This is a genomic window from Pseudonocardia sp. 2-7 (assembly GCF_056341085.1).
The window spans coordinates 5,261,993-5,283,277 of sequence record NZ_CP094507.1 but is presented as its reverse complement, the minus strand read 5'-3'; the positions used below and the strand labels follow the sequence as shown (position 1 = coordinate 5,283,277).

Sequence of the window (21,285 nt, the reverse complement as noted above, 5' to 3'; positions counted from 1 at the left end):
GTTCGACACAGGGCTGCTACGCTGCGACGACGCCACCGGAAGAGGAGTAGCGCATCAGGTCGATCGTCCCGTATCCGGATCTCTCACGACCGTTCTAGACGGCGGTATGCGACGGCATGCCCGTGTGTCGATGCCGTCGTCTAACACTGTCTAGTGCTCGTGCGAGAAAGCGTTACAGAACCGGATCGACGATCGATGTACTCGTCTGCGCTTCTCTCGGGACGATCCGAGACAGGGCTAGAGGGTGCTACGCGCGCCTGCTCGCTCGGGTGGTCTGCGCTTCTCTAGCGTGCGCGCGAGACGGCCGGAGAGAGCCCGAGGCGCCGCCGGCCGGCGCCCCGGGCCCGGGTGTTCACAGGTGGGCGAGCTTCTCCGGGTTGCGCACCGCGTAGACCGCGGTGACCAGGTCGGCCCCGTCCACCTCGGACACCTCGATGAGCACGACGCTGTCGACGCCGTCCGGCCCGCGCACCACCACCGCCGGGGAGCCCGTTGAACTCCGCGGCGCCGGTCAGCGCGCCCGGCAGCGGCCGAGCCGCCAGCCCGACGAGGAACCGGGCGACCTTCCCCGCCCCGCGGATCGGGCGCCGGGCCGCCGACACCGCGCCGCCGCCGTCGGCGAGCGAGACGACCTCGGGGGCCAGCAGCGCGGTCAGCGCCGCGACGTCGCCGCCCAGCGCCGCCCCGACGAACGCCTCCGCCACCCGCCGGGCCCGGTCCGGGGGCACGGTGAAGCGCGGCCGGCGGGCCCGCACGTGCTCGCGCGCCCGGTGCGCGATCTGCCGGACCGTGGCGACCGGGCGCCCGGTCGCGGCGGCGATCTCGTCGTAGCCGGTGTCGAAGGCCTCCCGCAGCACGAACACCGCACGCTCCTCCGGGGCGAGGGTCTCCAGTACGAGCAGCATCGCGACGGTGACGTCGTCGGTGCGCAGGGCGCGGTCGGCGGCGCCGTCGTCGCCGGTCGGCAGCGGGTCGGGCAGCCACGGTCCGGGGTAGGTCTCCCGGGCCCGGGCGACGGTGCGCAGCCGGTTCAGCGCCTGCCGCGACACCACCCGCGCCAGGTACGCCCGCGGGTTCCCCACCTCGTCGTGCGCCGTGGCCGACCAGCGCAGCCAGCTGTCCTGCAGCACGTCCTCGGCATCGGCGACGCTCCCGAGGATCTCGTAGGCGACGGCGAACAGCAGGCCGCGGTGGCGGTCGAACTCGGCGAGCGGGTCCACCTCAGGCCACCCGCCCCCGGGCCCGGCGCAGCGCGTAGCGGCACACCTGCTCCTTCACCACGGCCGCCGCGCCGCCGCCGACCGCGACCGGCCGGGGCACGTCGTGGCGGTCCACGAGCTGGATCAGCGCGGCGTCCGGCCCGAGCGCCAGGCACTGCGCGGCGTAGGACACCGAGGCCGCCGGTGCGGGGCGTCCGCGCAGGCCCGCGAGCACGGTGCGCGCCGCGGCGACCCCGAGCGGGAGGGCGGCCTGGGAGCTCGCGCGGACCAGCCCGACCTCCGGCGGGGCGGCGACGGCGTCGCCCGCGCCGACGATCCTGGCGTCGCCGGTGCAGGTGAGCGTGGCGTCGGTGCGCAGGCGGCCGTCGTCGTCGACGGGCAGGCCGGAGTCCCGGGCCAGTCCCGGGACCGCGGGCGTCGTGGTCCACACGACCAGGCCGGCGCCGAGCGCGGCCGGGTCGGTCACCGTGACGCCCTCGCCGACCTCCACCCCCAGCGACGCCAGCCGGGCACGGACCCGGTCCCGGCTGCGGGCGGGCAGCTCCGCGGCGACCGGGCCCGCCGACAGCAGCCGCACGTGCAGGCCGGGCCGGGCGGCGGCGAGCTCGGTGGCCGTCTCCAGCCCGGTCAGCCCCGCCCCGACGACGGCGACGACCGCCCCGTCGGGCAGGGCCGCGGTGGCGTCGTGCACCCGGCGGGCGCTCTCCAGGGTGTCCACCCGCAGCGCGCCGTCCGGGGCCGTCCCCGCCCCGCTGCCGACCGCGTACACGAGCCGATCGAACCGCAGCACGTCGCCGTCGTCGAGGGTCGCCGTGCCGTCCCCGATCCGGGTGACCCGCGCCGCGCGGGTGCGGACCCGCCGGTGCAGGACCTCGCGCAGCGGCACCGTCGCCGCCCCGGTGCCCGCGGCGAGCCGGTGCAGCCGCACCCGCTCGACGAACTCCTCCCGCGGGTCGACGACCGTGACCGCCGCCCCGCCCGCCGCGATCCGGTTCGCCGCCGCGACCCCCGCGTACCCCGCTCCGACCACCAGCACCGTCGCGTCCATGTCGCTCTCCTCCCGTGTGTGCGCTGTCGGGATACCGACACCGAACGGGGCCAGCCGCGTGACGATCTGTGTCCGGGGTCATGGACGGCGCGTGGCAGGGTGGGCCCATGAGCGGTGTGGCGGTGGTGACCGGGGCCGGGTCGGGCATCGGCGAGGCGGTGACCCGCGGCCTGCTCGACGCCGGCTGGCGGGTCGCACTGGCCGGGCGCCGGCGCGAGCCCCTGACCGGGGCCGCGGCGGGACGCGACGGGACGCTCACCGTCCCCACCGACGTCACCGACCCCGGGTCGGTCGACGCCCTGTTCGCCGCGGTGCACGAGCGCTGGGGCCGGGTCGACCTGCTGGTCAACAACGCCGGCACGTTCGGCGCGGGCGGCACCGTCGACGAGATCTCCGTCGAGGACTGGAACGCGGCCGTCGCGGTCAACCTCACCGGCTCGTTCCTCTGCGCCCGCGCCGCGTTCGCGGCGATGCGCCACCAGGACCCGCAGGGCGGGCGGATCATCAACAACGGGTCGATCTCCGCGCACGTCCCCCGGCCGGGCAGCGCGCCCTACACCGCCACCAAGCACGCGATCACCGGGCTGACCAAGTCGCTCTCGCTCGACGGCCGCGGGTTCGGCATCGCCTGCGGCCAGATCGACATCGGCAACGCCGCCACCGAGATGACCGCGGGCATCGCGACCGGCGCGAGGCAGGCCGACGGGTCGGTGCGCCCGGAGGCCACCTTCGACGTCCGGCACGTCGCCGACGCCGTCGTCTACATGGCCGGGCTGCCGCCGGAGGCGAACGTGCAGTTCCTGACCGTCGCGGCGACGACGATGCCCTGGCTCGCCCGGGGCTGAGGGGGCGTCTCTTTCTGAGACTTCCGTCACCTGCCGTCGCGGGGGACACTGTGCGGATGACTCGGAGGATGCACGTCCTTCGCCTGATCGTGCATGCCCGGTCACGCCAGCCGGTGCTGCTGCTCGGCGAGGCCGACGGCGACCGCTGCGTGCCGGTGTTCCTGCGGCCGCCGCAGGCCGAGGTCATCGCCGTGGGCCCGCGCGACGACGAGGGCACCCCGCTCACCCAGGACGTGCTGCTCCCGGTGGTGGAGGCGCTGGGCCGGACCCTGGAGCAGGTCGAGATCTCCGACCTCGTCGACGGTGTCTACACCGCCGAGCTGGTCTTCGACGGCGGCACCCGGCTGGCCGTGCGCCCGTCGGACGCGTTGTCGCTGGCCGTCCGGGAGGGGCTGCCGATCGGGATGGCCGAGCACGTGCTCGACGAGGTCGGCCAGGCCGTCGACGACGTCCTGCCCCCCGACGGCGACGACACCACCGGCGCCGCCGCGCAGGCCCGCGCGGCCACCGCCGGCCCGGCGGACGTCCCGCCGGAGCAGCAGATGCAGGAGTTCCGCGAGTTCATCGACGAGGTGTCGCCGGAGGACTTCCGCTAGGCCGCGGCCGGGGCCCCGGCCCACAGCTCGGCGTAGCGCCCGCCCCGGGCCAGCAGCCCGGCGTGGTCCCCGCGCTCGACGATCCGGCCCTGTTCGAGCACGAGGATCTCGTCGGCGTGGCGGACGGTGGACAGCCGGTGTGCGATGACGAGTGCGGTCCGCCCGTCCAGCGCCTCGGCCAGCGCCGCCTGCACCGCGGCCTCCGAGGTGGTGTCCAGGCTGGCCGTGGCCTCGTCCAGCACCACGATCCGCGGCCGGGCCAGCAGCACCCGCGCGATCGTCATCCGCTGGCGCTCCCCGCCGGACAGCCGATACCCCCGCTCCCCGACGACGGTCGCGAGCCCGTCCGGCAGGGCCGCCACCAGGCCGTCGAGCCGGGCCCGGCGCAGCGCCGCCCACAGCTCGGCGTCCGTGGCCTCCGGTGCCCCGATCCGCAGATTCGCCGCCACCGTGTCGTGCAGCAGGTGCCCGTCCTGGGTCACGAACCCGACCGCGCGGTGCACCGAGGCGGTCGTCAGCTCGCGCACGTCCACCCCGCCGATCCGGACCGCGCCGTCGCCGACGTCGTAGAGCCGGGCGAGCAGCTGGGCGACCGTGGACTTCCCGGCCCCCGACGACCCGACGACCGCCACCACGGCGCCGGGCGGGGCGCTGAACGACACCTCGTGCAGCACCTGCTCCCCGCCGCGGGTGTCGAGCGTCGCCACCTCCTCCAGCGACGCCAGCGACACCTGCTCGGCGGTCGGGTAGGCGAACGACACCCGGTCGAACTCGACGCCGACCGGCCCGTCGGGCACCGGGCGCGCCCCCGGGGCGTCGGCGATCATCGGCTCCAGGTCGAGGACCTCGAGCACCCGCTCGAAGCTGACCAGCACCGTCATGATCTCCATCCGGGCGCCGGCCAGCGCGGTCAGCGGCTGGTAGAGCCGGGTCAGCAGCAGCGCGAGCGCCACGACGTTCCCCGCCGACAGCGCCCCGGCCAGCGCGAACCCGCCCCCGACCCCGTAGACGACGGCGACGGCCAGCGACGACGCGAGCGTCAGCGCCGTCACGAACGTCCACTGCAGCATCGCCGATCGCACCCCGATCGCGCGGACCCGGTCGGCCCGCTCGGCGAACTCCGCGGACTCGCGCTCCGGGCGGCCGAACAGCGTGATCAGGGTGGCGCCGGGCGCGGAGAACCGTTCGGTCATCCGGGTGCTCATCGCCGCGTTGTGGTCCGCGGCCGCCCGCTCCAGTGCGGCGAGCCGCCGCCCCATCAGCCGGGCCGGGACCAGGAACGCCGGCAGCAGCAGCGTCACCAGCAGGGTCACCGGCCAGGAGATCACCAGCATCGCGGCGAGGGTCAGCACCAGTACGACGACGTTGGACACCACTCCGGCGAGGGTGTCGGAGAACGCCCGCTGCGCCCCGAGCACGTCGGAGTTCAGCCGCGACACCAGGGCGCCGGTGCGGGTGCGGGTGAAGAACGCGACCGGCATCCGCTGCACGTGGTCGAACACGGTGGTCCGGAGCTGGTGGATCAGGCTCTCGCCGAGGTTCGCCGAGTACCAGCGGGTCAGCATCGACAGCGCCGCCTCGACCAGCGCGACGGCGGCCATCAGCCCGGCCAGCAGCGCGAGCACCGAGAGCCGCTCGCCGCGGGTCACCGCGTCGGTGGCCCGCCCGGCCAGCAGCGGCACCGCCACCGTCAGCACCGCGGCGACGGTGCTCACGGCGAGGAACGCCGCGATCCGCCGCCGGTGCGGCCGGGCGAAGTCCAGGATCCGGTGGGCCGTCTCCCCGGCCGGGCGGGTGCGCCTGCCGGGCTCGGTGCTCGCGTTGCGCAGTGCCGTCCAGGTGCTCGCGTCCATGGTGAGCGACGCTATGACGTGAAGCTGACTTCAGGTCAAACGCGAGCCCTCACGCGGCCGCGAGCTCGGGCTCCTCGTTCAGGTCCGGCAGCGTCCACGGCCGTGCGACGGCGACCAGCGCGATCCCGGCGAGCGCGATCGCGCCGAACATGGCGGTGCCCATCGCGGCCGCGTCGTTGCCGAGCAGTCCGACCACGGGCGAGGTCGCGGCGCCGATCCCGAACTGCAGCGACCCCAGCAGCGCCGACGCCGTCCCGGCGGACTCGCCGTGCCGGGCCAGGGCCAGCGCGGGCGCGTTCGGCAGGACGAAGCCACAGGCCAGCAGCAGTGCCCACACCCCGGCGAGCACGGCGGGCAGGCCGCCGGTGCCGGTTGCGGTGAGCACGGCCAGCACGAGCCCGACGAGCACCCCGGCGGCGACGGCGGTCGACATCACCTGGCGGGGCTCGAAGCGGCGCAGCACCACCGGGTTGAGCTGGGTGCCGACGACCAGCCAGATCGCGCCGGCGCCGAAGGCGATGCCGAACGTCTGCTGGTCCATCCCGAACTGCTGCTGGTAGACGTACGCGGCGCCGGAGACGTAGCTGAACAGCGCGCCCATCGCGAGCCCGGCGACGAGCACCAGCCCGACGAAGGTCCGGTCGCGCAGCAGCCCGCCATAGGTCCGCAGGGTGGGGCCGAACCGGGCCGACCGGCGTCGGGAGACGGGGAGGGTCTCGGGCAGCCCCGAGGTGACCACGGCCAGCATGACCAGGCCGTAGCCGGCCAGGAACAGGAAGACCCCGCGCCAGGAGACCCAGTTGAGCAGGGCGGCGCCGAGGGTCGGGGCGAGCACCGGGAAGGCGCCCATCACCAGGATCAGCCGCGAGAGCATGGTCGCCGCGGCCCGGCCGGTGAACAGGTCGCGCACCACGGCGAGGCCGATCACCGCGCCCGCCGAGGCGCCGACGCCCTGCAGCGCCCGCAGCACCGCCAGCACCTCGATGCTCGGGGCGACCGCGACCAGCGCGGAGGCCAGCACGTGCACGGCGGTGCCGGCGAGCAGGAGCCTGCGACGGCCGTAGGCGTCGGACAGCGGGCCGATCACCAGCTGGCCGAGCGCGAGACCGGCGAGTGTGCCGGTCAGCGTCAGCTGCACGACCGGCTCGGACGCGACGAGGTCGCGCCCGACGTCCGGCAGCGCGGGCAGGTAGGTGTCGATCGTCAGTGGACCGAGCGCGATCAGCGCGCCCAGGATCAGCGCGATCCGTAGCCGGCTCGGCGCGGTGACTGCAGTGGTGGTCACTCGGACGTCCCCCTCGTGTGGCCGAACGGTGCAACCTCACGAGGGGTGACGCCGATTCCGCCCGGACATCACCGGACGGGTGAGCACGCTCACACGTCGGTCACCGGGTGGCGGGCTCCAGCCGGACCTGCACCCACTTCGAGGTCGGGCAGCGCGAGCCGTCCGCGTACGACTCGAGCGGGATCAGCGGGTTCGTCTCCGGGTAGTACGCGGCGATGCAGCCCTTCGGCGTCGAGTACGACACCAGCCGGAAGTCGTCCGCGCGCCGCTCGCTGCCGTCGGTCCACTCGCTGACCAGATTCACCCGGTCGCCGTCGGCGAAGCCCAGCTCACGCAGGTCGGCGTCGGAGATGAACACGACCCGGCGGCCGGAGTGGATGCCGCGGTAGCGGTCGTCCAGGCCGTAGATCGTGGTGTTGAACTGGTCGTGGCTGCGCAGGCTCTGCAGGACCAGGCGCCCCTCGGGGAGCGTCAGCACCTCCAGCGGGCTGACGGTGAACTCCGCCTTGCCCGACGCCGTCGGGAAGGTGCGGCTGTCCCGCGGCGGGTGGGCGAGGGTGAACCCGCCGGAGCGGGCGACCTTCTCGGTGTAGGCCTCACAGCCCGGGACGACCCGGCCGATCCGGTCGCGGATGCGGTCGTAGTCGGCCGCGAACTCGGCCCACGGGACGAGGTGGTCCGCGCCGAGGGTGGCCCGCGCGATCCCGCACAGGATGTCGACCTCGGAACGCAGCAGCTCACCGGCCGGCTCGGAGCGGCCGTGCGAGGCGTGCACCGCCGACATCGAGTCCTCGACGGTGACCCGCTGCGCCCGGCCGCCGGTCAGGTCCTTCTCGGTGCGGCCCAGCGCGGGCAGGATCAGCGCGTCGGTCCCGGCGACGACGTGCGACCGGTTCAGCTTGGTCGAGATCTGCACGGTCAGCGCGCAGCGCTCCAGCGCCGGCTCGGTGACGCCGGTGTCCGACATCGCCTGGGAGAAGTTGCCGCCCAGGCCGACGAACACGCTCGCCCGCCCGTCGGCCATCGCCTGCACGGCCGCGACCGAGTCGTGGCCGTGCTCGCGGGGCGGCTCGAAGCCGAACTCGTCGCGGATCGCGTCGAGGAAGCTGTCCGCGACCCGCTCCCAGATGCCCATCGTGCGGTCGCCCTGCACGTTCGAGTGGCCACGGACCGGGCACAGGCCCGCGCCCGGCTTGCCGATCATGCCCTGGAGCAGGGCGACGTTCACCATCTCCTTGATGGTGGCGACGGCGTTGCGGTGCTGGGTGATGCCCATCGCCCAGCAGTTCACGATCCGCTTCGAGGTCGCGAGCATCTCCGCGGCCTTCTCGATCTCGCCCCAGGTGAGCCCGGTCGCGGCGACGACGGCGTCGCGGTCCAGGTCCTTCACGTGCGCGGCGTAGGCCTCGAAGCCGTTCGTGTGCCGCTCGATGAAGTCGCGGTCCAGCACGCTGCCCGGGTTGCGGTCCTCGGCGGCGAGCAGCAGGTGCCCGAACGCCTGCCACAGCGCGAGGTCGCCGCCCGAGCGGATCTGCAGGAACTCGTCGGCCAGGTGGGTGCCGATGCCGGACATGCCGCGCGGGGTCTGCGGGTTGTCGAACTTGAACAGCCCGGCCTCGGGCAGCGGGTTGACCGCGAGGATCCGCGCGCCGTTCTTCTTGGCCGTCTCCAGCGCCGACAGCATGCGCGGGTGGTTGGTGCCCGGGTTCTGTCCGGAGATGACGATCAGGTCGGCGTCGTGCAGGTCCTGCAGCGAGACCGACCCCTTGCCGACGCCGATCGCCTCGGCCAGGCCGACCGAGGTCGACTCGTGGCACATGTTGGAGCAGTCGGGCAGGTTGTTCGTGCCGTAGGCGCGGGCGAACAGCTGGTAGACGAACGCGGCCTCGTTCGAGGCCCGGCCGGAGGTGTAGAACAGCGCCTCGTCCGGGCTCGACAGGGCGCGCAGGTGGGTCCCGACCAGGTCGAACGCGTCGTCCCACGAGATGGGCTCGTAGTGCGTGCCGCCGGCCCGGCGAACCATCGGGTGGGTCAGCCTGCCCTGGCTCTCCAGCCAGTGCGCGCTGCGGTCACGCAGGTCGGCGATGGAGTGCTCGGCGAAGAACTCCGGGGTGACCCGGCGGCGGTCGCCCTCCCAGGACACGGCCTTCGCGCCGTTCTCGCAGAACTCGGCGGTGTGCCGCTCGCCCGGGGCCGGGTCCGGCCAGGCACAGCTCATGCAGTCGAAGCCGTCGACCTGGTTCATCGTGAGCAGGTTCTTGGCGGTCTTCACCACGCCCTGTTCGGCGAGGGAGCGCTTCATGGAGATCGCAACAGCCTTCGCCCCGGCGGCGGAGGTCTTCCGCTCCGAGACGCGCAGATCGGACTCCTCGGTGTCGACCGGGGGGTGGATCGGGGCGCTGTTGACCGGGGTGGGGGACACGGGCACCTCATCTGGAACACGACGACGGCGGAACGGGGCGGATTACCCACGCGGGCGGGGCACGGAAACGATGTTGCCCCAGCGTGGGACGCCGTGCCCAGCCGGTCCGCGGATGCGCGGGGAAGGTCACGGACGTCCCGCGGCCGCGGCGCGCCGGTGGCTCCCCGCGACCTGCCGGGTGGCGACGCTGACCCGGTTCCAGGCGTTGATGGTCGCGACGGTGAGGACGAGCTGCATCAGCGCCTTCTCGTCGAAGACGGCGGCGGCCTCGTCCCACACCGGGTCCGGCACCGCGTCGGTCCGGTCGGCGAGCCGAGTGAGCTCCTCGGTCAACGCGAGCGCGGCGCGCTCGGAGCGGGTGAACCACGGGGCCTCCCGCCAGGCGGACACGGCGAGCAGGCGCTCGATGCTCTCCCCGGCCTCCAGCGCGTCGTGGGAGTGCATGTCCACGCAGAACCCGCAGCCGTTGACCTGCGAGGCGCGCAGTCGTACGAGCTCCTGCACGGCGCGGGGGAGGACGGCGTCGTCGCGGGTGGAGGCCTCCAGCGCGAGCAGCGCGCGGTAGCCGTCCGGGACGTGGCGGTAGGGCCGGGAGATGCGCGGTTCCATGACGGTCCCCTTCGGGTCGGTGGCGTTCGTGGACGGTGTCGTGGGTGGTGCGATCACGGTGCGAGCGCGGCCCGGACGTGCTGCGGCGCGTCCGGGGCGGTGCGGACGACGTCCGCGGCGACCTCGGCGAGCGAGCGGCCGGCCAGTTCGCGGCGCCAGGCGAGCTCGGCCGAGCGCATGGACAGCGAGATCGCGCAGTGGCCGGAGTAGTCGAGCGACGGGTCCCCGCCCGGCGCCGCGCCGAGGATCGAGGTGCAGCGGAACGCGTCCTCCGGTCCCTCGACCGCGACGACGACGTCGAGCAGGGACACCTCGTCCGCGGGCCGGGCGAGCCGGAACCCGCCCCGTGGGCCGGGCACGGACTCGCACACCCCGGCCCGTACCAAGGCCTGGAGCTGCTTGTTGAGGTACGCGGGCGGGAGGTCGTAGAACCCGGCGAGCCGGGCGCCGGGGACGGCGTCGCCGACCCAGGCCAGGTTCAGGCAGCAGTGCAGCGCCCACTCGACGCCCTGTCCCATCCGCATGATCTGGACACTACATATCCAGGATATTTGTTGTCCAGGTTTTACTGGTGATCACCGTCTCCGTCGTTGTGTCCGACAGATGACGGCACACGTATCGATGTAAGCGGTCGGTTACAGGTACCGCCGGAACCTGGAAATCGGAGGCTCCGGTCTCCCACCCTCGGGGCGTACGGAAGCTCCCCCGAAGGAAGGAACCACCATGGACAAGCGTCGTATCGCCGGTCTGGCCACCGCGGCCGTGGCCGCCCCGCTGGTGATGCTGGGTCTCACCGGTACCGCCAACGCCGCCGAGATCACCCCGATCGCCGAGGTCGTCGACGGCACCGTCGCCGACCTGTCGTCGACCATCGGTGCGGTCGTCGACGCCCTGGGCTTCGAGGCCTGACCCACGCCCGACGACGGACGGCCGGCCCCGGATCTCCGGGGCCGGCCGTCCGTCGTGGCCGGGACGTGTGGTCCGGGTCAGCCCGTCTCGACCTGGTCGGTGAGCGGCTCGGCCGGACGGCCGGGGGCCGGGGCCCACGCCTCGTCGTCGAGCATCGGGCAGGCCAGCCACTCGTCCGGGACACCGAAGCCGTCGACCAGGGTCCGGGCGTGCGGACGCAGCTCGGCGCACAGCCCGTTGACCAGCGGCCGGATCGAGCGGGACTCGGCGGCGGTGAGCCGGCCGGTCTCCAGGTACCAGGCCCGCTCGCGGTCGATCACGGTGAGCACGTGCAGGTCGTAGACCCGCTCCAGCAGCGCGCGCACCGCGGGGTCGTCGACGGTCACGAGCTTGTCCGCGAACGACGCCTCCACCAGCGTGTCCACGTGCGCGCGGGCCGCGGTGAGCAGCAGGTCCTGGGCGGAGTTGAAGACGGCGAACTCGTCGTTGCCCGTGCGCATGGCCGGAGCCAGGTTGCGGATCGCCGCGGCCAGGGTGTCCTCGCGACGGACGGCCAGCAGCTCCCGGCGGCGCGTGCGGTCGGTCAGGTCGATCCCGCGGAACGGGAGCCGCCGGGTCAGCGACGCGGCCCCGGTCCGCTCGGCCAGCACCCCGGCGAGCTGACGGCCGAGCAGCGGCGCGATCTCGAGCGGGTTGCCCTTCTTGATCGTGCGGCCGTAGTCCGACAGCAGCTCCTTGGCCAGCAGCTGCAGCAGGACCGTGTTGTCGCCCTCGAACGTGGTGAACACGTCGGTGTCGGCCTTGAGCGCGGGCAGCAGGTTCTCCTCCAGGTAGCCCGCGCCGCCGCAGGCCTCCCGGCAGGTCTGGATGGTGTGCGTGGCGTGCCAGGTCGCGATCGCCTTGATCCCGGCGGCGGACTGCTCCAGCGTGCGCTGCTCGCGTGCGCCGACCGGTCCGGCGCCCGGGGCCTGGATGTCGTGCATCCGCTGGACCAGGTCGTCCTGGGTGAAGTGCAGGGCGAACGTCGTCGCCAGCGCGGGCAGCAGCTTCTGCTGGTGGGCGAGGTAGTCGAGGACCGCGATCTCCTCGCCGGTCGCCGGGTTGGCGAACTGGCGACGGCGCTCGCCGAAGCGCACGGCCAGGGTGAGCGCCTTCTCGGTCGCCGCGCCGGCACCGCCCGCCACCGAGATGCGGCCGCGGACCAGCGTGCCGAGCATGGAGAAGAACCGCGCCGTCTCGTTCTCGATCGACGACGAGTACGTCCCGTCCGGGGCGACGTCGGCGAAGCGGTTGAGGAGGTTCTCGCGCGGGATGCGGACGTGGTCGAAGGCCAGCCGTCCGTTGTCGACACCGTTGAGGCCGGCCTTGCGGCCGTCGTCGCCGATCTGCACGCCGGGCAGGGCCCTGCCGTCGCTGTCGCGCAGCGGCACGAGGAAGGCGTGCACGCCGGGCTTCTCGTCGCCGGTGATCAGCTGGGCGAACACGACCGCCATCCGGCCGTCCCGCGCGGCGTTGCCGATGTACTCCTTGCGGGCCTGCGGGTACGGGGTGTGGACGACGAACTCGCCCGCCTCCCGGTCGTAGGTCGCCGTGGTGTGCAGGTGCTGCACGTCGGAGCCGTGCCCGGTCTCGGTCATCGCGAAGCAGCCGAGCAGCTCGCCGTCGATGATCTTGCGGAGGTACTGCTCGTGGTGCCGCTCGGTGCCGAGTACCTGGACCGCGCCGCCGAACAGGCCCCACTGCACGCCGGCCTTGACCAGCAGCGACAGGTCTCCGTAGGCCAGCATCGCGAACGCGGCGACGACCCCGCCGACGTCGCCCTGGCCGCCGACCGACGGGTCGAACCCGGTGTGCGGGCGGCCCGAGGAGGTCAGGAACTTCAGCGAGTCGGTGATCCACTCGCGGTACTGCGCCGAGCTCAGGTCGGGGTCCGCGCGCATCTCGGCGTTGGCCGCCAGCTGTTCGCGGGTCTCCTGCCGGGCCCGGGCCCAGCGCCCGTCGACGACGGTGCGGAGCGCCTCGGCGGGGACGGCGTCGGGGCTCGGAAGGGTGCTGCGGGTCATGACTGAACCTCCTGCTGCACGTGCGATGCCAGGCCGGACAGTCCGGACCAGGCCAGGTCGGTGAGATGGGCGGCGATCCGCTCACGGGGGGTGCCGTCGGGGCGGGCGAGCCAGTCGTCGGCCGCCCCCCGGACGAGGCCGACGATCGCGTGGCCCCAGATGCGGGCGGCGGCCCGCGGGTCGGTGCCGGTCCCCGTCGCGGTGCCGAGGTTGCCGGCGATGACCACGGCCACCTCGTCGCCGATCACGGTCACGAGGTCGTTGACCGGGTCGCTCGTCTCGGTGCGGCCGGTGTCGGCGGTGGGGGCGCGCCGGGTGGTGCCCTGGGTGAGCAGCGGTCGCTGTACCACGAACCGGTACAGCTCCGGGTCGATCTCGATCAGCCTGAGGTAGGCGTCGATCCCGGCCGCGACGGCCGCCCGCGGCCCGCGGCCCGCGTCGGACAGGGCCTCGGCGGTGGCTCGCCGGACCTCGGCCAGCAGGACGCCGGCCACCGACTCGCAGATCGCGGTGTAGAGGCCGGCCCGGTCGCCGAAGTGCCGGTAGATCACGGTCTTGCTGGTTCCGGCGGACGCGGCGATCTCGTCCATCCCGATGCCGGCGCCGTGCCGGCGGATGGCCCCGATCGCGGACCCGACGAGCGCCGCCCGCCGCTGCTCGCGGTGGGCGTCCCATCGGCTGTCGCGTCTGTCCCGTCCGGCCTTCACGAAACCCATAGTACCGTGTACCTTGAGTACCGGCTACCCCGTGGTAACGACGAACCACGAGCTGATGCTCCGCCCGCCCGGAGCCGCGTGCAGCGCGGCGACCCGATCGGGTGGGGCGGGACCCGATCCAGGAGGGACGACCCCCATGCCAGCCAGCACCCGGCGCGCCGCCGTCATCGGCGGCAACCGCATCCCGTTCGCGCGGGCCAACGGTGCCTACGCCTCCGCCTCGAACCTCGACATGCTCACCACGACGCTCGACGGTCTGGTGGCCCGCTTCGGGCTGGCCGGCGAGCGCCTGGGTGAGGTCGTGGCCGGCGCCGTGCTCAAGCACTCCCGCGACTTCAACCTGACCCGCGAGGCGGTCCTCGGCTCCCGGCTGAACCCCGCCACCGCGGCCTACGACGTGCAGCAGGCCTGCGGCACCGGCCTGGAAGCGACGATCGCCGTCGCCAACAAGATCGCGCTCGGCCAGATCGAGTCCGGCGTGGCCGGTGGTGTCGACACCGCGTCGGACGCGCCGATCGCGCTGAACGACGACCTGCGCCGCGTGCTGGTGAAGCTCAACGCCGCGCGGACGACGGTGGACCGGCTGAAGCTCGTCGGGCAGCTGCGCCCCGGCCAGATCGTCCCGGACATCCCGGAGAACTCCGAGCCGCGCACCGGCCTGTCGATGGGCGAGCACGCGGCGCGCACCGCGCTGGAGTGGGGCATCGGCCGCACCGAGCAGGACGAGCTGACCGCGCGCAGCCACCACAACCTGGCCGCCGCCTACGACCGCGGCTTCTTCGACGACCTCGTCACGCCCTACCTGAAGCTGACCCGCGACAACAACCTGCGCGCGGACTCCTCGGTGGAGAAGCTCGCGAAGCTCAAGCCGGTCTTCGGGAAGGGCCCGGACGCCACGATGACGGCGGGCAACTCGACCCCGCTGACCGACGGCGCCGCGCTCGTCCTGCTCGGCTCCGACGAGTGGGCCGCCGAGCACAAGCTGCCGGTGCTGGCCCACGTCGTCGACGCCGAGACCTCGGCCGTGGACTACGTGCACGGCCCGGACGGGCTGCTCACCGCGCCGGTGTTCGCCGTCCCGCGGATGCTCGAGCGCAACGGTCTGTCCCTGCAGGACTTCGACCTGTACGAGATCCACGAGGCGTTCGCCTCGGTCGTGCTCGTGCAGCGCAAGGCCTGGGAGGACCCGCGCTTCTGCAAGGAGCGCCTGGGCCTCGACGCGCCGCTGGGCGCCGTCGACGACGCGAAGCTCAACGTCGCGGGCTCCTCGCTCGCCGCGGGGCACCCGTTCGCCGCGACCGGCGGGCGGATCGTCGCCACCCTGGCCAAGCTCCTGCGGGAGAAGGCCGACACGGAGAAGAAGGACCAGCGCGGCCTGATCTCGATCTGCGCCGCGGGCGGCCAGGGCGTCGTCGCGATCCTGGAGGCGAAGAAGGCATGAGCGACCTGCTCGCGACCCTGTCCAACACCGGCATCGCCAAGCAGCTGGGGCTGCCCACGGTGCCGACGCTGCGCCGGCACCGCCCCGGGGACCCGCTGCTGGCCGGCCCGGTGCTCGTCGCGTCGGTCGGCGGGTCGCGCTTCGCCGAGGCCGTCACCGCGTTCGTCGAGGAGCAGGGCGTCCCCGCGCTCACGGCGGTCGGCGAGGACCGGCTGCACGGCGTCGTCATCGACCTGTCGGGGGCGCGGACGCTGGCCGACCTCGCTGCCGCCCAGCAGATCCTCACCCCCGCGGTGAAGCGGCTCGGGCCCTCGGGCCGGGTGCTGCTGATCGGCGCCGAGCCCGCCGAGGCGTCCGGGGCCGAGGCGGCCGCCGTCGCCCAGTCGCTCGACGGCCTGGTCCGCTCGATCGGCAAGGAGCTGCGGTTCGGCGCGACGGCGAACCTGCTCGTGGTGACCTCCGACGTGACCCCCGCGGCGATCGACTCGTCGGTCCGGTTCTTCCTGTCGGCCCGCTCCGCCTACGTCGACGGCCAGGTCGCGCACGTCGCCGCCCCGGTCGGGACCCCGCGGGAGCCGGCCGAGGTCGACGACCCGCGCGCCGAGGAACAGCCGCTCGCCGGGCGCATCGCGGTGGTCACCGGGGCGGCACGGGGCATCGGCGCGGCCATCGCCGACACCCTGGCCCGCGACGGCGCGACGATCGTCGCCGTCGACATCCCGGCGGCCGGCGAGGGCCTGGCCCGCACCGCGAACCGCACCGGCGGCACCGCGCTGCAGCTGGACATCACCGCGTCGGACGCGGCGGACCGGCTGCTCTCGCACCTCGCCGACCGGCACGACGGCGTCGACATCGTGGTGCACAACGCGGGCATCACCCGCGACAAGCTGCTCGCGAACATGACCGAGGACCGGTGGAACTCGGTGCTCGGGGTCAACCTGGGCGCCCAGCTGACGATCAACGAGGCGCTGCTGGCGAAGGGCTCCCCGCTGCACGAGGCCGGCCGCGTGGTCTGCGTGTCGTCCCAGTCGGGCATCGCGGGCAACCGCGGCCAGACCAACTACGCCGCCTCGAAGGCCGGTGTGATCGGGATGGTCCGCGCGCTCGCCCCGCGGTTCGCCGAGCGTGGTGCGACGATCAACGCCGTCGCGCCCGGGTTCATCGAGACCGACATGACCGCGACGATGCCCGTCGCCACCCGCGAGGGCGGCCGCCGGATCAACTCGCTCAAGCAGGGCGGGCTGCCGGTCGACGTCGCCGAGGCCATCGGCTGGTTCGGCCGTGCCGAGTCCGGCGGGCTCAACGGGCAGGTCGTGCGGGTCTGCGGCCAGTCGATGCTGGGGGCCTGATGACCGTGGCCGAGGCCCGGAAGGTCACCGAGCTGCCCGGCCCGCCGTCGCTGGGGCAGTACTACGCCTCCGCGGCCGCCCGGGCGGCGCTGCCCGGCGGCTCCGGCCGGTCGCTCCCCGCGACCGAGCTGGTCCGCCGCGGCGTCACCGTCGAGCAGGGGCACCTCGCCGACTACGCCCGGGTCTGCGGGTTCCGGGTCGGCAACGCCCTGCCGGTGACCTACCCGCACATGCTCACCTTCGGGCTGCAGGTCGTGCTGATGGCCGGCCGGTCGTTCCCGCTGCCGCTGCCCGGACTGGTGCACATCGCCAACCGGATCACCGTGCACCGGGCGATCGCCCCGACCGAGACGCTCGACGTCCGGGTGTGGGCCGAGCGGTTCACCCGCCACCCCAAGGGCGCGCAGGTGGATCTGATCGGCGAGGTCTCCGCGGGCGGCGAGACCGTCTGGGAGGGCCGCAGCACCTACCTGGCCCGCGGGGCGACGGCCCCGGACGGCCCGGTGGGCGGCGACGGCACGGCCGACATCGCCGAGCCGCCGGTGCCCACCGGTCCGGCGAACGCGCTGTGGCGGGTCCCGGGCGACATCGGGCGCCGCTACGCGGCCGTCTCCGGCGACGTGAACCCGATCCACCTGCATCCGCTCACCGCGAAGGCGATGGGCTTCCCGCGGGCGATCGCGCACGGCATGTGGACCGCGGCGCACGCCGCCGCGGCGCTGGAGGGCCGGGTCCCCGACGCCTGCACCTACGAGGTCGTGTTCCGCAAGCCGGTGCTGCTCCCGGCGAAGGTCGAGCTCGTGACCGAGCAGACCGCAGGCGGGGCGTGGGGATTGGCCCTGCGCAGCGCCGAGGACGCGCACAAGCTCCACCTGGTCGGCCGCATCGGCGGGTAGACCGGGCGCATGGACGAGGAACGACCCCGACCGGGTGGGCAGGTCTGCTCACCCGGTCGGGTGATTCTGGATCGGTCCACAGGCCGGTACAGCAACGTTTTCCCGATGACGGACGTCTTCCTCTGTGTCCATCATTCGTCATCCGACATCCGTGAGGAGGCCATGCGATGAACGAGGACATCTCGATCGAGACCGACGAGCAGCACGACGACGAGTCCCACATCGTCCGCGGACTCGACTAGGTCGGGCGGAGGAGCTCGTCCCGGCGCGGTGGAACCCACCGGCGTCCGCGGACCGGCACGGGTTCGCGCAGACCCTCGATCAGGAGCTGCGCCACCCGCCCACCCGGATAGTGTCGGGCCCATGCTGGTCGAGCGCATGCGCCCGTTCACCTCGACGATCTTCACCGAGATCTCCCGCCTCGCGGTCGAGACCGGTGCGATCAACCTCGGCCAGGGCTTCCCGGACACCGACGGTCCGGCCTCCCTGCTCGCCGACGCCGCCGCCAACATCACCGAGCGCGGCCTGAACCAGTACCCGCCCGGCCCGGGTGTACCCGCGCTGCGCGAGGCCGTCGCCGCGCACCAGCAGCGCTGGTACGGCCTCGACGTCGACCCGGCCGACGTCGTCGTCACCACGGGGGCGACCGAGGCGATCGCCGCGACCCTGCTCGGGCTCTGCGGCCCCGGTGACGAGGTCGTCGCCTTCGAGCCCGCCTACGACTCCTACGCCGCCGCCGTCGCGCTGGCCGGCGCCACGCTGCGGACCGTGCCGCTGCTCCCGCCCGACTTCGGCTTCGACGACGACGCGCTGGCCGGCGCGTTCTCCGACCGCACCCGGGTGGTGCTGGTCAACACCCCGCACAACCCGACCGGCGCCGTGCTCACCCGCGACCAGCTGACCCGGGTCGGGGAGCTCGCCGTCGCGCACGACGCCGTCGTCGTCACCGACGAGGTGTACGAGCACATGGTCTTCGACGACGCCCGGCACGTGCCGATGGCGTCGCTGCCCGGACTCGCCGACCGCACCCTCACGATCTCCTCGGCGGGCAAGACGTTCTCGGTGACCGGCTGGAAGGTCGGCTGGGTGCACGGCCCGCCGGAGCTCGTCGCCGCGCCGCGGGCGGTCAAGCAGTTCCTCACCTTCCACGGCGGCGCCCCGCTGCAGCCCGCCGTCGCGCACGCGCTGGCCTTGGGCGACGACTTCTACACCGGCCTCACCGCGGACCTGGCCCGCAAGCGGGACCTGCTGTCAGCAGGGCTGCGGGCGGCCGGGTTCGACGTGCTCACCCCGCGCGGGACGTACTTCGTGGTCGCCGACCCGCGCCCCCTCGGGTTCGACGACGGCGTCGACCTGGCCTGGAAGCTGCCCGGGCTGTGCGGGGTCGCCGCCGTCCCGGTGTCGGTGTTCTGCCCGTCGCCCGAGGCGGCGCGGGCGTACCGGCCGTTCGTGCGGTTCGCGTTCTGCAAGCGCGACGACGTGCTGGAGAAGGCGGCCGCGCGGCTCGCGGGACTGTGGGCGTGACCGCGGTGCCGGGCCCGGGCGCGAGCCGGGTGCCGGTCGTCGTCGGCGCCGACCGGGAGCGGCTGCGAGACCCGCTGGAGGTCACCGGCCCGCCCGCGCCGCCCGCTTGACGCTGACGACCAGCAGCGCCGACATCGCCCCCCACACCACGATCGACTGCACCGACAGGATCGGCAGCGCCACCACCGGGGCCAGCGTGTAGGCCAGGGTGATCCGCAGCGCCGCCTCCAGCGCCATCACCAGCGCCGCGACGCCCGTCGCGCGGCGCAGCGTCCGCCGGAACACCGGGTTGGCCGCCCACTGGCGCTCCATCAGCTCCGGCAGGTCGGGGCGCCGGGCACTGCCGAAGAACCGGCACACGTGGAACACCAGCGGTCGGCGCCCGACCACCAACGACCCGGCGAGCAGCAGCCCGAACGCGACGCTCTGGATCGCGTCGCGGGCCACGGCGAAGCGGGCGTCGCCGCTGAGCAGCGACGTCGCCAGCCCGGCGGCGATGGTGACCAGCACGATCATCCCGACCGGGTTGAGCCTGCGGTGCCGCACCGCCTGCACCAGCACGTTCAGCGCGGGCGGCAGCGCGGACCAGGCCAGCGCCACGACGTCGGACATGCCCTGCCCGGTCAGCACGACGTAGACGAGGTAGGGCAGCGCCGCGTCCACCAGCAGCGAGCCCACGGTCTGCCGCAGCACGGCGCCGCGGCCCGCGGGGGCGGTGGCCGACGGGGTGGCCGTCGGTGTGGTGGTCGGGGTCATCGGTGCCTCCGGAGTACGGCGGATCGGTCCCGACGACGGTCCCGCGCGCGGACCCCCTCCCGGATCCACCCGGAGACCGACCCCGGGTGGAGATCGGCTCTCCACCCACCGGTCCCGATCTCCGGCGGCCCAGCTCACTCGATCGGCCTAGACTCCGGCCCATGGATGCGCAGCGACCCGCGACGCGGCCGGGCCGTCAGGTCGTCGGGCTGCCGGTACGGGCCCTGCTCGCCCTCGTCGTGGCGTCGGCGAACGTCATCGGCGCGGCCGTGGTGCTGGTCATCGCGGCCTTCGTGCTGCCGCGCGAGCAGCTGCTCGACGCCGTCGAGATCCGGCTGGTCAACCTCGTCGTGCTCGGGATCTACCTGCTCGTCGCCGTCCCGGTCGGGATCTGGTTCGGCCGCCGGAAGCTGACCCTGCGCCGCTCCTCGCGGGATCCGCAGGCCGACGAGCGAGCGCTGGTCCTGCGGGCGCCCGCCCGCATCTCGTCGATGGTCGCGCTGCTGTGGATGGTGGCCGCGGTCCTGTTCTGCTTCCTGAACCTGCGCTACTCCGGCCGGCTGGGCTTCTCGGTCACCGCCACCGTGCTGATCGGCGGCGTGACCACGTCGTCGCTGTCCTACCTGCTGGTCGAGCGGATGCTGCGCCGTGCCGCGGCCCGGGTGCTGTCCGGACGGCCGCCGAAGCGGCGTCGCCTGGTCACCGGGGTCATGCTGCGCTCGGTCGGGTTCTGGGCGCTCGGCACCGCGGTCCCGATCTCCGGGATCATGCTGGCCGGGCTCGTCGCGCTGGTGTTCGGCGACTCCTCACCCACCCAGCTCGCGGTCACCATGCTCGCGCTGGGCGGCACCGCGATCGGGGTCGGGCTGATCACGACGCTCGGGGCCGCCCGCGCCATCGCCGACCCCGTGCTGGCCGTGCGCCGCGCGCTGGCCCGGGTGCAGGACGGCGATCTCGACGTCCGCCTGCCCGTCTACGACAACACCGAGCTCGGCCAGCTCCAGGCCGGGACGAACAGCATGGTCGAGGGCCTGCGCGAGCGGGAGCGGATCCGCGACCTGTTCGGCCGCCACGTCGGTCGCGACGTCGCCGAGGCCGCCTCGGCGCGCGGCGACGGCATCCGGCTCGGTGGCGAGGTGCGCCCGGTCGCCGTCCTGTTCATCGACCTCGTCGGCTCGACGACGATGGCCGCCCGCCGCCCGCCCGAGGAGGTCGTGGCGGTGCTGAACCGCTTCTTCGGTGTGGTCGTCGAGTGCGTCGAGCAGGCCGGCGGGTGGATCAACAAGTTCGAGGGCGACGCCGCGCTCGCGGTCTTCGGTGCCCCGCTCGACCTCGACGACGCCCCCGGCGCCGCGCTGAGCGCCGCCCGCTGCCTGGGCGCCCGCCTGGCCGAGGAGATGCCCGAGGTCGAGGCCGGGATCGGCGTGTCCGCGGGTGACGCCGTGGCCGGCAACATCGGGGACCCGCGCCGCTACGAGTACACCGTGATCGGCGACCCGGTGAACGAGGCCGCCCGGCTCACCGAGCTGGCGAAGTCCGTGCCGGGAATGGTCGTCGCGTCCGCGCGGGCCGTCGACGCCGCCGGTGCGGAGGCCGCGCGGTGGCGGGCCGGGGAGTCGGTGACGCTGCGCGGACGGGACGAGCCGACCGGGGTCTGCGTGCCCGCCGAGCACGCCCAGGACACCGCCGCGCCCGTCGGATCCGGGGAGAACAGTCGTACGTGACTGTCGTGGTGTCCTCGGGCAGGATGCCG

Annotated in this window: 18 protein-coding genes; 8 read left to right on the top strand and 10 right to left on the bottom strand. The window is 74.0% G+C overall.

The window, feature by feature from the left end:
* Positions 1-284: 284 nt before the first annotated feature.
* Both sigJ and MTO91_RS25480 read right to left on the bottom strand, forming a co-directional pair.
* Positions 285-1,220, bottom strand: coding sequence for an RNA polymerase sigma factor SigJ (gene sigJ / locus MTO91_RS25485; protein ID WP_476653040.1), 936 nt, complete (start codon positions 1,218-1,220; stop codon positions 285-287).
* A gap of 1 nt (position 1,221) precedes the next feature.
* The gene (locus tag MTO91_RS25480) at positions 1,222-2,268 is read right to left on the bottom strand and encodes an FAD-dependent oxidoreductase (RefSeq protein WP_476653039.1); all 1,047 of its coding nucleotides are present in this window, start codon (positions 2,266-2,268) and stop codon (positions 1,222-1,224) included.
* A gap of 107 nt (positions 2,269-2,375) precedes the next feature.
* Between MTO91_RS25480 and MTO91_RS25475 the strand changes: the two genes are divergently transcribed.
* The gene (locus MTO91_RS25475; RefSeq protein WP_062403896.1) at positions 2,376-3,113 is read left to right on the top strand and encodes an SDR family oxidoreductase; all 738 of its coding nucleotides are present in this window, start codon (positions 2,376-2,378) and stop codon (positions 3,111-3,113) included.
* A gap of 68 nt (positions 3,114-3,181) precedes the next feature.
* Entirely contained in the window at positions 3,182-3,709 is a 528-nt protein-coding gene (locus MTO91_RS25470) for a bifunctional nuclease family protein (RefSeq protein ID WP_224401208.1), read from the top strand.
* On the opposite strand, the gene MTO91_RS25465 is transcribed toward MTO91_RS25470, so the two are convergent.
* The 5 genes from MTO91_RS25465 to MTO91_RS25445 form a co-directional block, all read right to left on the bottom strand.
* Positions 3,706-5,562: an ABC transporter ATP-binding protein gene (locus MTO91_RS25465; protein ID WP_476653037.1), complete on the bottom strand. Its 1,857-nt coding sequence runs from the start codon at positions 5,560-5,562 to the stop codon at positions 3,706-3,708. The two genes, MTO91_RS25470 and MTO91_RS25465, sit on opposite strands and share 4 nt — an antisense overlap.
* Positions 5,563-5,611: 49 nt before the next feature.
* Entirely contained in the window at positions 5,612-6,847 is a 1,236-nt protein-coding gene (locus MTO91_RS25460; RefSeq protein WP_405421128.1) for a multidrug effflux MFS transporter, read from the bottom strand.
* Positions 6,848-6,947: 100 nt separating this feature from the next.
* Entirely contained in the window at positions 6,948-9,269 is a 2,322-nt protein-coding gene (locus tag MTO91_RS25455) for an FdhF/YdeP family oxidoreductase (RefSeq protein ID WP_405421131.1), read from the bottom strand.
* 126 nt (positions 9,270-9,395) lie between these two features.
* On the bottom strand, positions 9,396-9,878 hold the full coding sequence (locus tag MTO91_RS25450) for a carboxymuconolactone decarboxylase family protein (protein WP_405421654.1): 483 nt from the start codon (positions 9,876-9,878) through the stop codon (positions 9,396-9,398).
* A gap of 53 nt (positions 9,879-9,931) precedes the next feature.
* Positions 9,932-10,402 (bottom strand): RrF2 family transcriptional regulator, encoded by a 471-nt coding sequence (locus tag MTO91_RS25445; protein ID WP_073576818.1) that lies wholly within the window; start codon positions 10,400-10,402, stop codon positions 9,932-9,934.
* A 199-nt stretch (positions 10,403-10,601) separates the two neighbouring features.
* Between MTO91_RS25445 and MTO91_RS25440 the strand changes: the two genes are divergently transcribed.
* On the top strand, positions 10,602-10,787 hold the full coding sequence (locus MTO91_RS25440) for a hypothetical protein (RefSeq protein ID WP_073576817.1): 186 nt from the start codon (positions 10,602-10,604) through the stop codon (positions 10,785-10,787).
* A 77-nt stretch (positions 10,788-10,864) separates the two neighbouring features.
* On the opposite strand, the gene MTO91_RS25435 is transcribed toward MTO91_RS25440, so the two are convergent.
* Both MTO91_RS25435 and MTO91_RS25430 read right to left on the bottom strand, forming a co-directional pair.
* On the bottom strand, positions 10,865-12,850 hold the full coding sequence (locus MTO91_RS25435; RefSeq protein ID WP_476653034.1) for an acyl-CoA dehydrogenase family protein: 1,986 nt from the start codon (positions 12,848-12,850) through the stop codon (positions 10,865-10,867).
* Positions 12,847-13,566: a TetR family transcriptional regulator gene (locus MTO91_RS25430; RefSeq protein ID WP_224401212.1), complete on the bottom strand. Its 720-nt coding sequence runs from the start codon at positions 13,564-13,566 to the stop codon at positions 12,847-12,849. Before MTO91_RS25430 ends, MTO91_RS25435 begins: the two co-directional genes overlap by 4 nt.
* 136 nt (positions 13,567-13,702) lie before the next feature.
* Between MTO91_RS25430 and MTO91_RS25425 the strand changes: the two genes are divergently transcribed.
* The 4 genes from MTO91_RS25425 to MTO91_RS25410 all read left to right on the top strand — a co-directional run bounded on the left by MTO91_RS25425 (position 13,703) and on the right by MTO91_RS25410 (position 18,776).
* Entirely contained in the window at positions 13,703-15,007 is a 1,305-nt protein-coding gene (locus MTO91_RS25425; RefSeq protein WP_476653032.1) for an acetyl-CoA C-acetyltransferase, read from the top strand.
* Positions 15,004-16,356 (top strand): 3-oxoacyl-ACP reductase, encoded by a 1,353-nt coding sequence (locus MTO91_RS25420; protein ID WP_476653031.1) that lies wholly within the window; start codon positions 15,004-15,006, stop codon positions 16,354-16,356. Before MTO91_RS25425 ends, MTO91_RS25420 begins: the two co-directional genes overlap by 4 nt.
* Positions 16,356-17,252, top strand: a complete 897-nt coding sequence (locus MTO91_RS25415; RefSeq protein ID WP_476653030.1) for a MaoC family dehydratase — start codon at positions 16,356-16,358, stop codon at positions 17,250-17,252. Before MTO91_RS25420 ends, MTO91_RS25415 begins: the two co-directional genes overlap by 1 nt.
* 363 nt (positions 17,253-17,615) lie before the next feature.
* A complete protein-coding gene (locus MTO91_RS25410; protein WP_476653029.1) occupies positions 17,616-18,776 on the top strand; it encodes a pyridoxal phosphate-dependent aminotransferase in 1,161 nt (386 codons plus the stop codon).
* Between the two features lie 81 nt (positions 18,777-18,857).
* Here the strand turns inward: MTO91_RS25410 and MTO91_RS25405 are convergent, their stop codons facing one another.
* Positions 18,858-19,532, bottom strand: a complete 675-nt coding sequence (locus MTO91_RS25405) for a VC0807 family protein (RefSeq protein ID WP_476653027.1) — start codon at positions 19,530-19,532, stop codon at positions 18,858-18,860.
* A gap of 161 nt (positions 19,533-19,693) precedes the next feature.
* Between MTO91_RS25405 and MTO91_RS25400 the strand changes: the two genes are divergently transcribed.
* The gene (locus MTO91_RS25400) at positions 19,694-21,256 is read left to right on the top strand and encodes an adenylate/guanylate cyclase domain-containing protein (RefSeq protein ID WP_476653026.1); all 1,563 of its coding nucleotides are present in this window, start codon (positions 19,694-19,696) and stop codon (positions 21,254-21,256) included.
* The last annotated feature ends 29 nt before the right edge of the window (positions 21,257-21,285 follow it).

Excerpts from the sequence above, each read along its gene's own strand:
- MTO91_RS25480 (WP_476653039.1), bottom strand. The coding sequence starts at position 2,268 with ATGGACGCGACGGTGCTGGTGGTCGGAGCGGGGTACGCGGGGGTCGCG.
- MTO91_RS25475 (WP_062403896.1), top strand. The coding sequence starts at position 2,376 with ATGAGCGGTGTGGCGGTGGTGACCGGGGCCGGGTCGGGCATCGGCGAG.
- MTO91_RS25470 (WP_224401208.1), top strand. The coding sequence starts at position 3,182 with ATGCACGTCCTTCGCCTGATCGTGCATGCCCGGTCACGCCAGCCGGTG.
- MTO91_RS25465 (WP_476653037.1), bottom strand. The coding sequence starts at position 5,562 with ATGGACGCGAGCACCTGGACGGCACTGCGCAACGCGAGCACCGAGCCC.
- MTO91_RS25450 (WP_405421654.1), bottom strand. The coding sequence starts at position 9,878 with ATGGAACCGCGCATCTCCCGGCCCTACCGCCACGTCCCGGACGGCTAC.
- MTO91_RS25445 (WP_073576818.1), bottom strand. The coding sequence starts at position 10,402 with ATGCGGATGGGACAGGGCGTCGAGTGGGCGCTGCACTGCTGCCTGAAC.
- MTO91_RS25440 (WP_073576817.1), top strand. The coding sequence starts at position 10,602 with ATGGACAAGCGTCGTATCGCCGGTCTGGCCACCGCGGCCGTGGCCGCC.
- MTO91_RS25435 (WP_476653034.1), bottom strand. The coding sequence starts at position 12,850 with ATGACCCGCAGCACCCTTCCGAGCCCCGACGCCGTCCCCGCCGAGGCG.
- MTO91_RS25430 (WP_224401212.1), bottom strand. The coding sequence starts at position 13,566 with ATGGGTTTCGTGAAGGCCGGACGGGACAGACGCGACAGCCGATGGGAC.
- MTO91_RS25425 (WP_476653032.1), top strand. The coding sequence starts at position 13,703 with ATGCCAGCCAGCACCCGGCGCGCCGCCGTCATCGGCGGCAACCGCATC.
- MTO91_RS25420 (WP_476653031.1), top strand. The coding sequence starts at position 15,004 with ATGAGCGACCTGCTCGCGACCCTGTCCAACACCGGCATCGCCAAGCAG.
- MTO91_RS25415 (WP_476653030.1), top strand. The coding sequence starts at position 16,356 with ATGACCGTGGCCGAGGCCCGGAAGGTCACCGAGCTGCCCGGCCCGCCG.
- MTO91_RS25410 (WP_476653029.1), top strand. The coding sequence starts at position 17,616 with ATGCTGGTCGAGCGCATGCGCCCGTTCACCTCGACGATCTTCACCGAG.
- MTO91_RS25405 (WP_476653027.1), bottom strand. The coding sequence starts at position 19,532 with ATGACCCCGACCACCACACCGACGGCCACCCCGTCGGCCACCGCCCCC.
- MTO91_RS25400 (WP_476653026.1), top strand. The coding sequence starts at position 19,694 with ATGGATGCGCAGCGACCCGCGACGCGGCCGGGCCGTCAGGTCGTCGGG.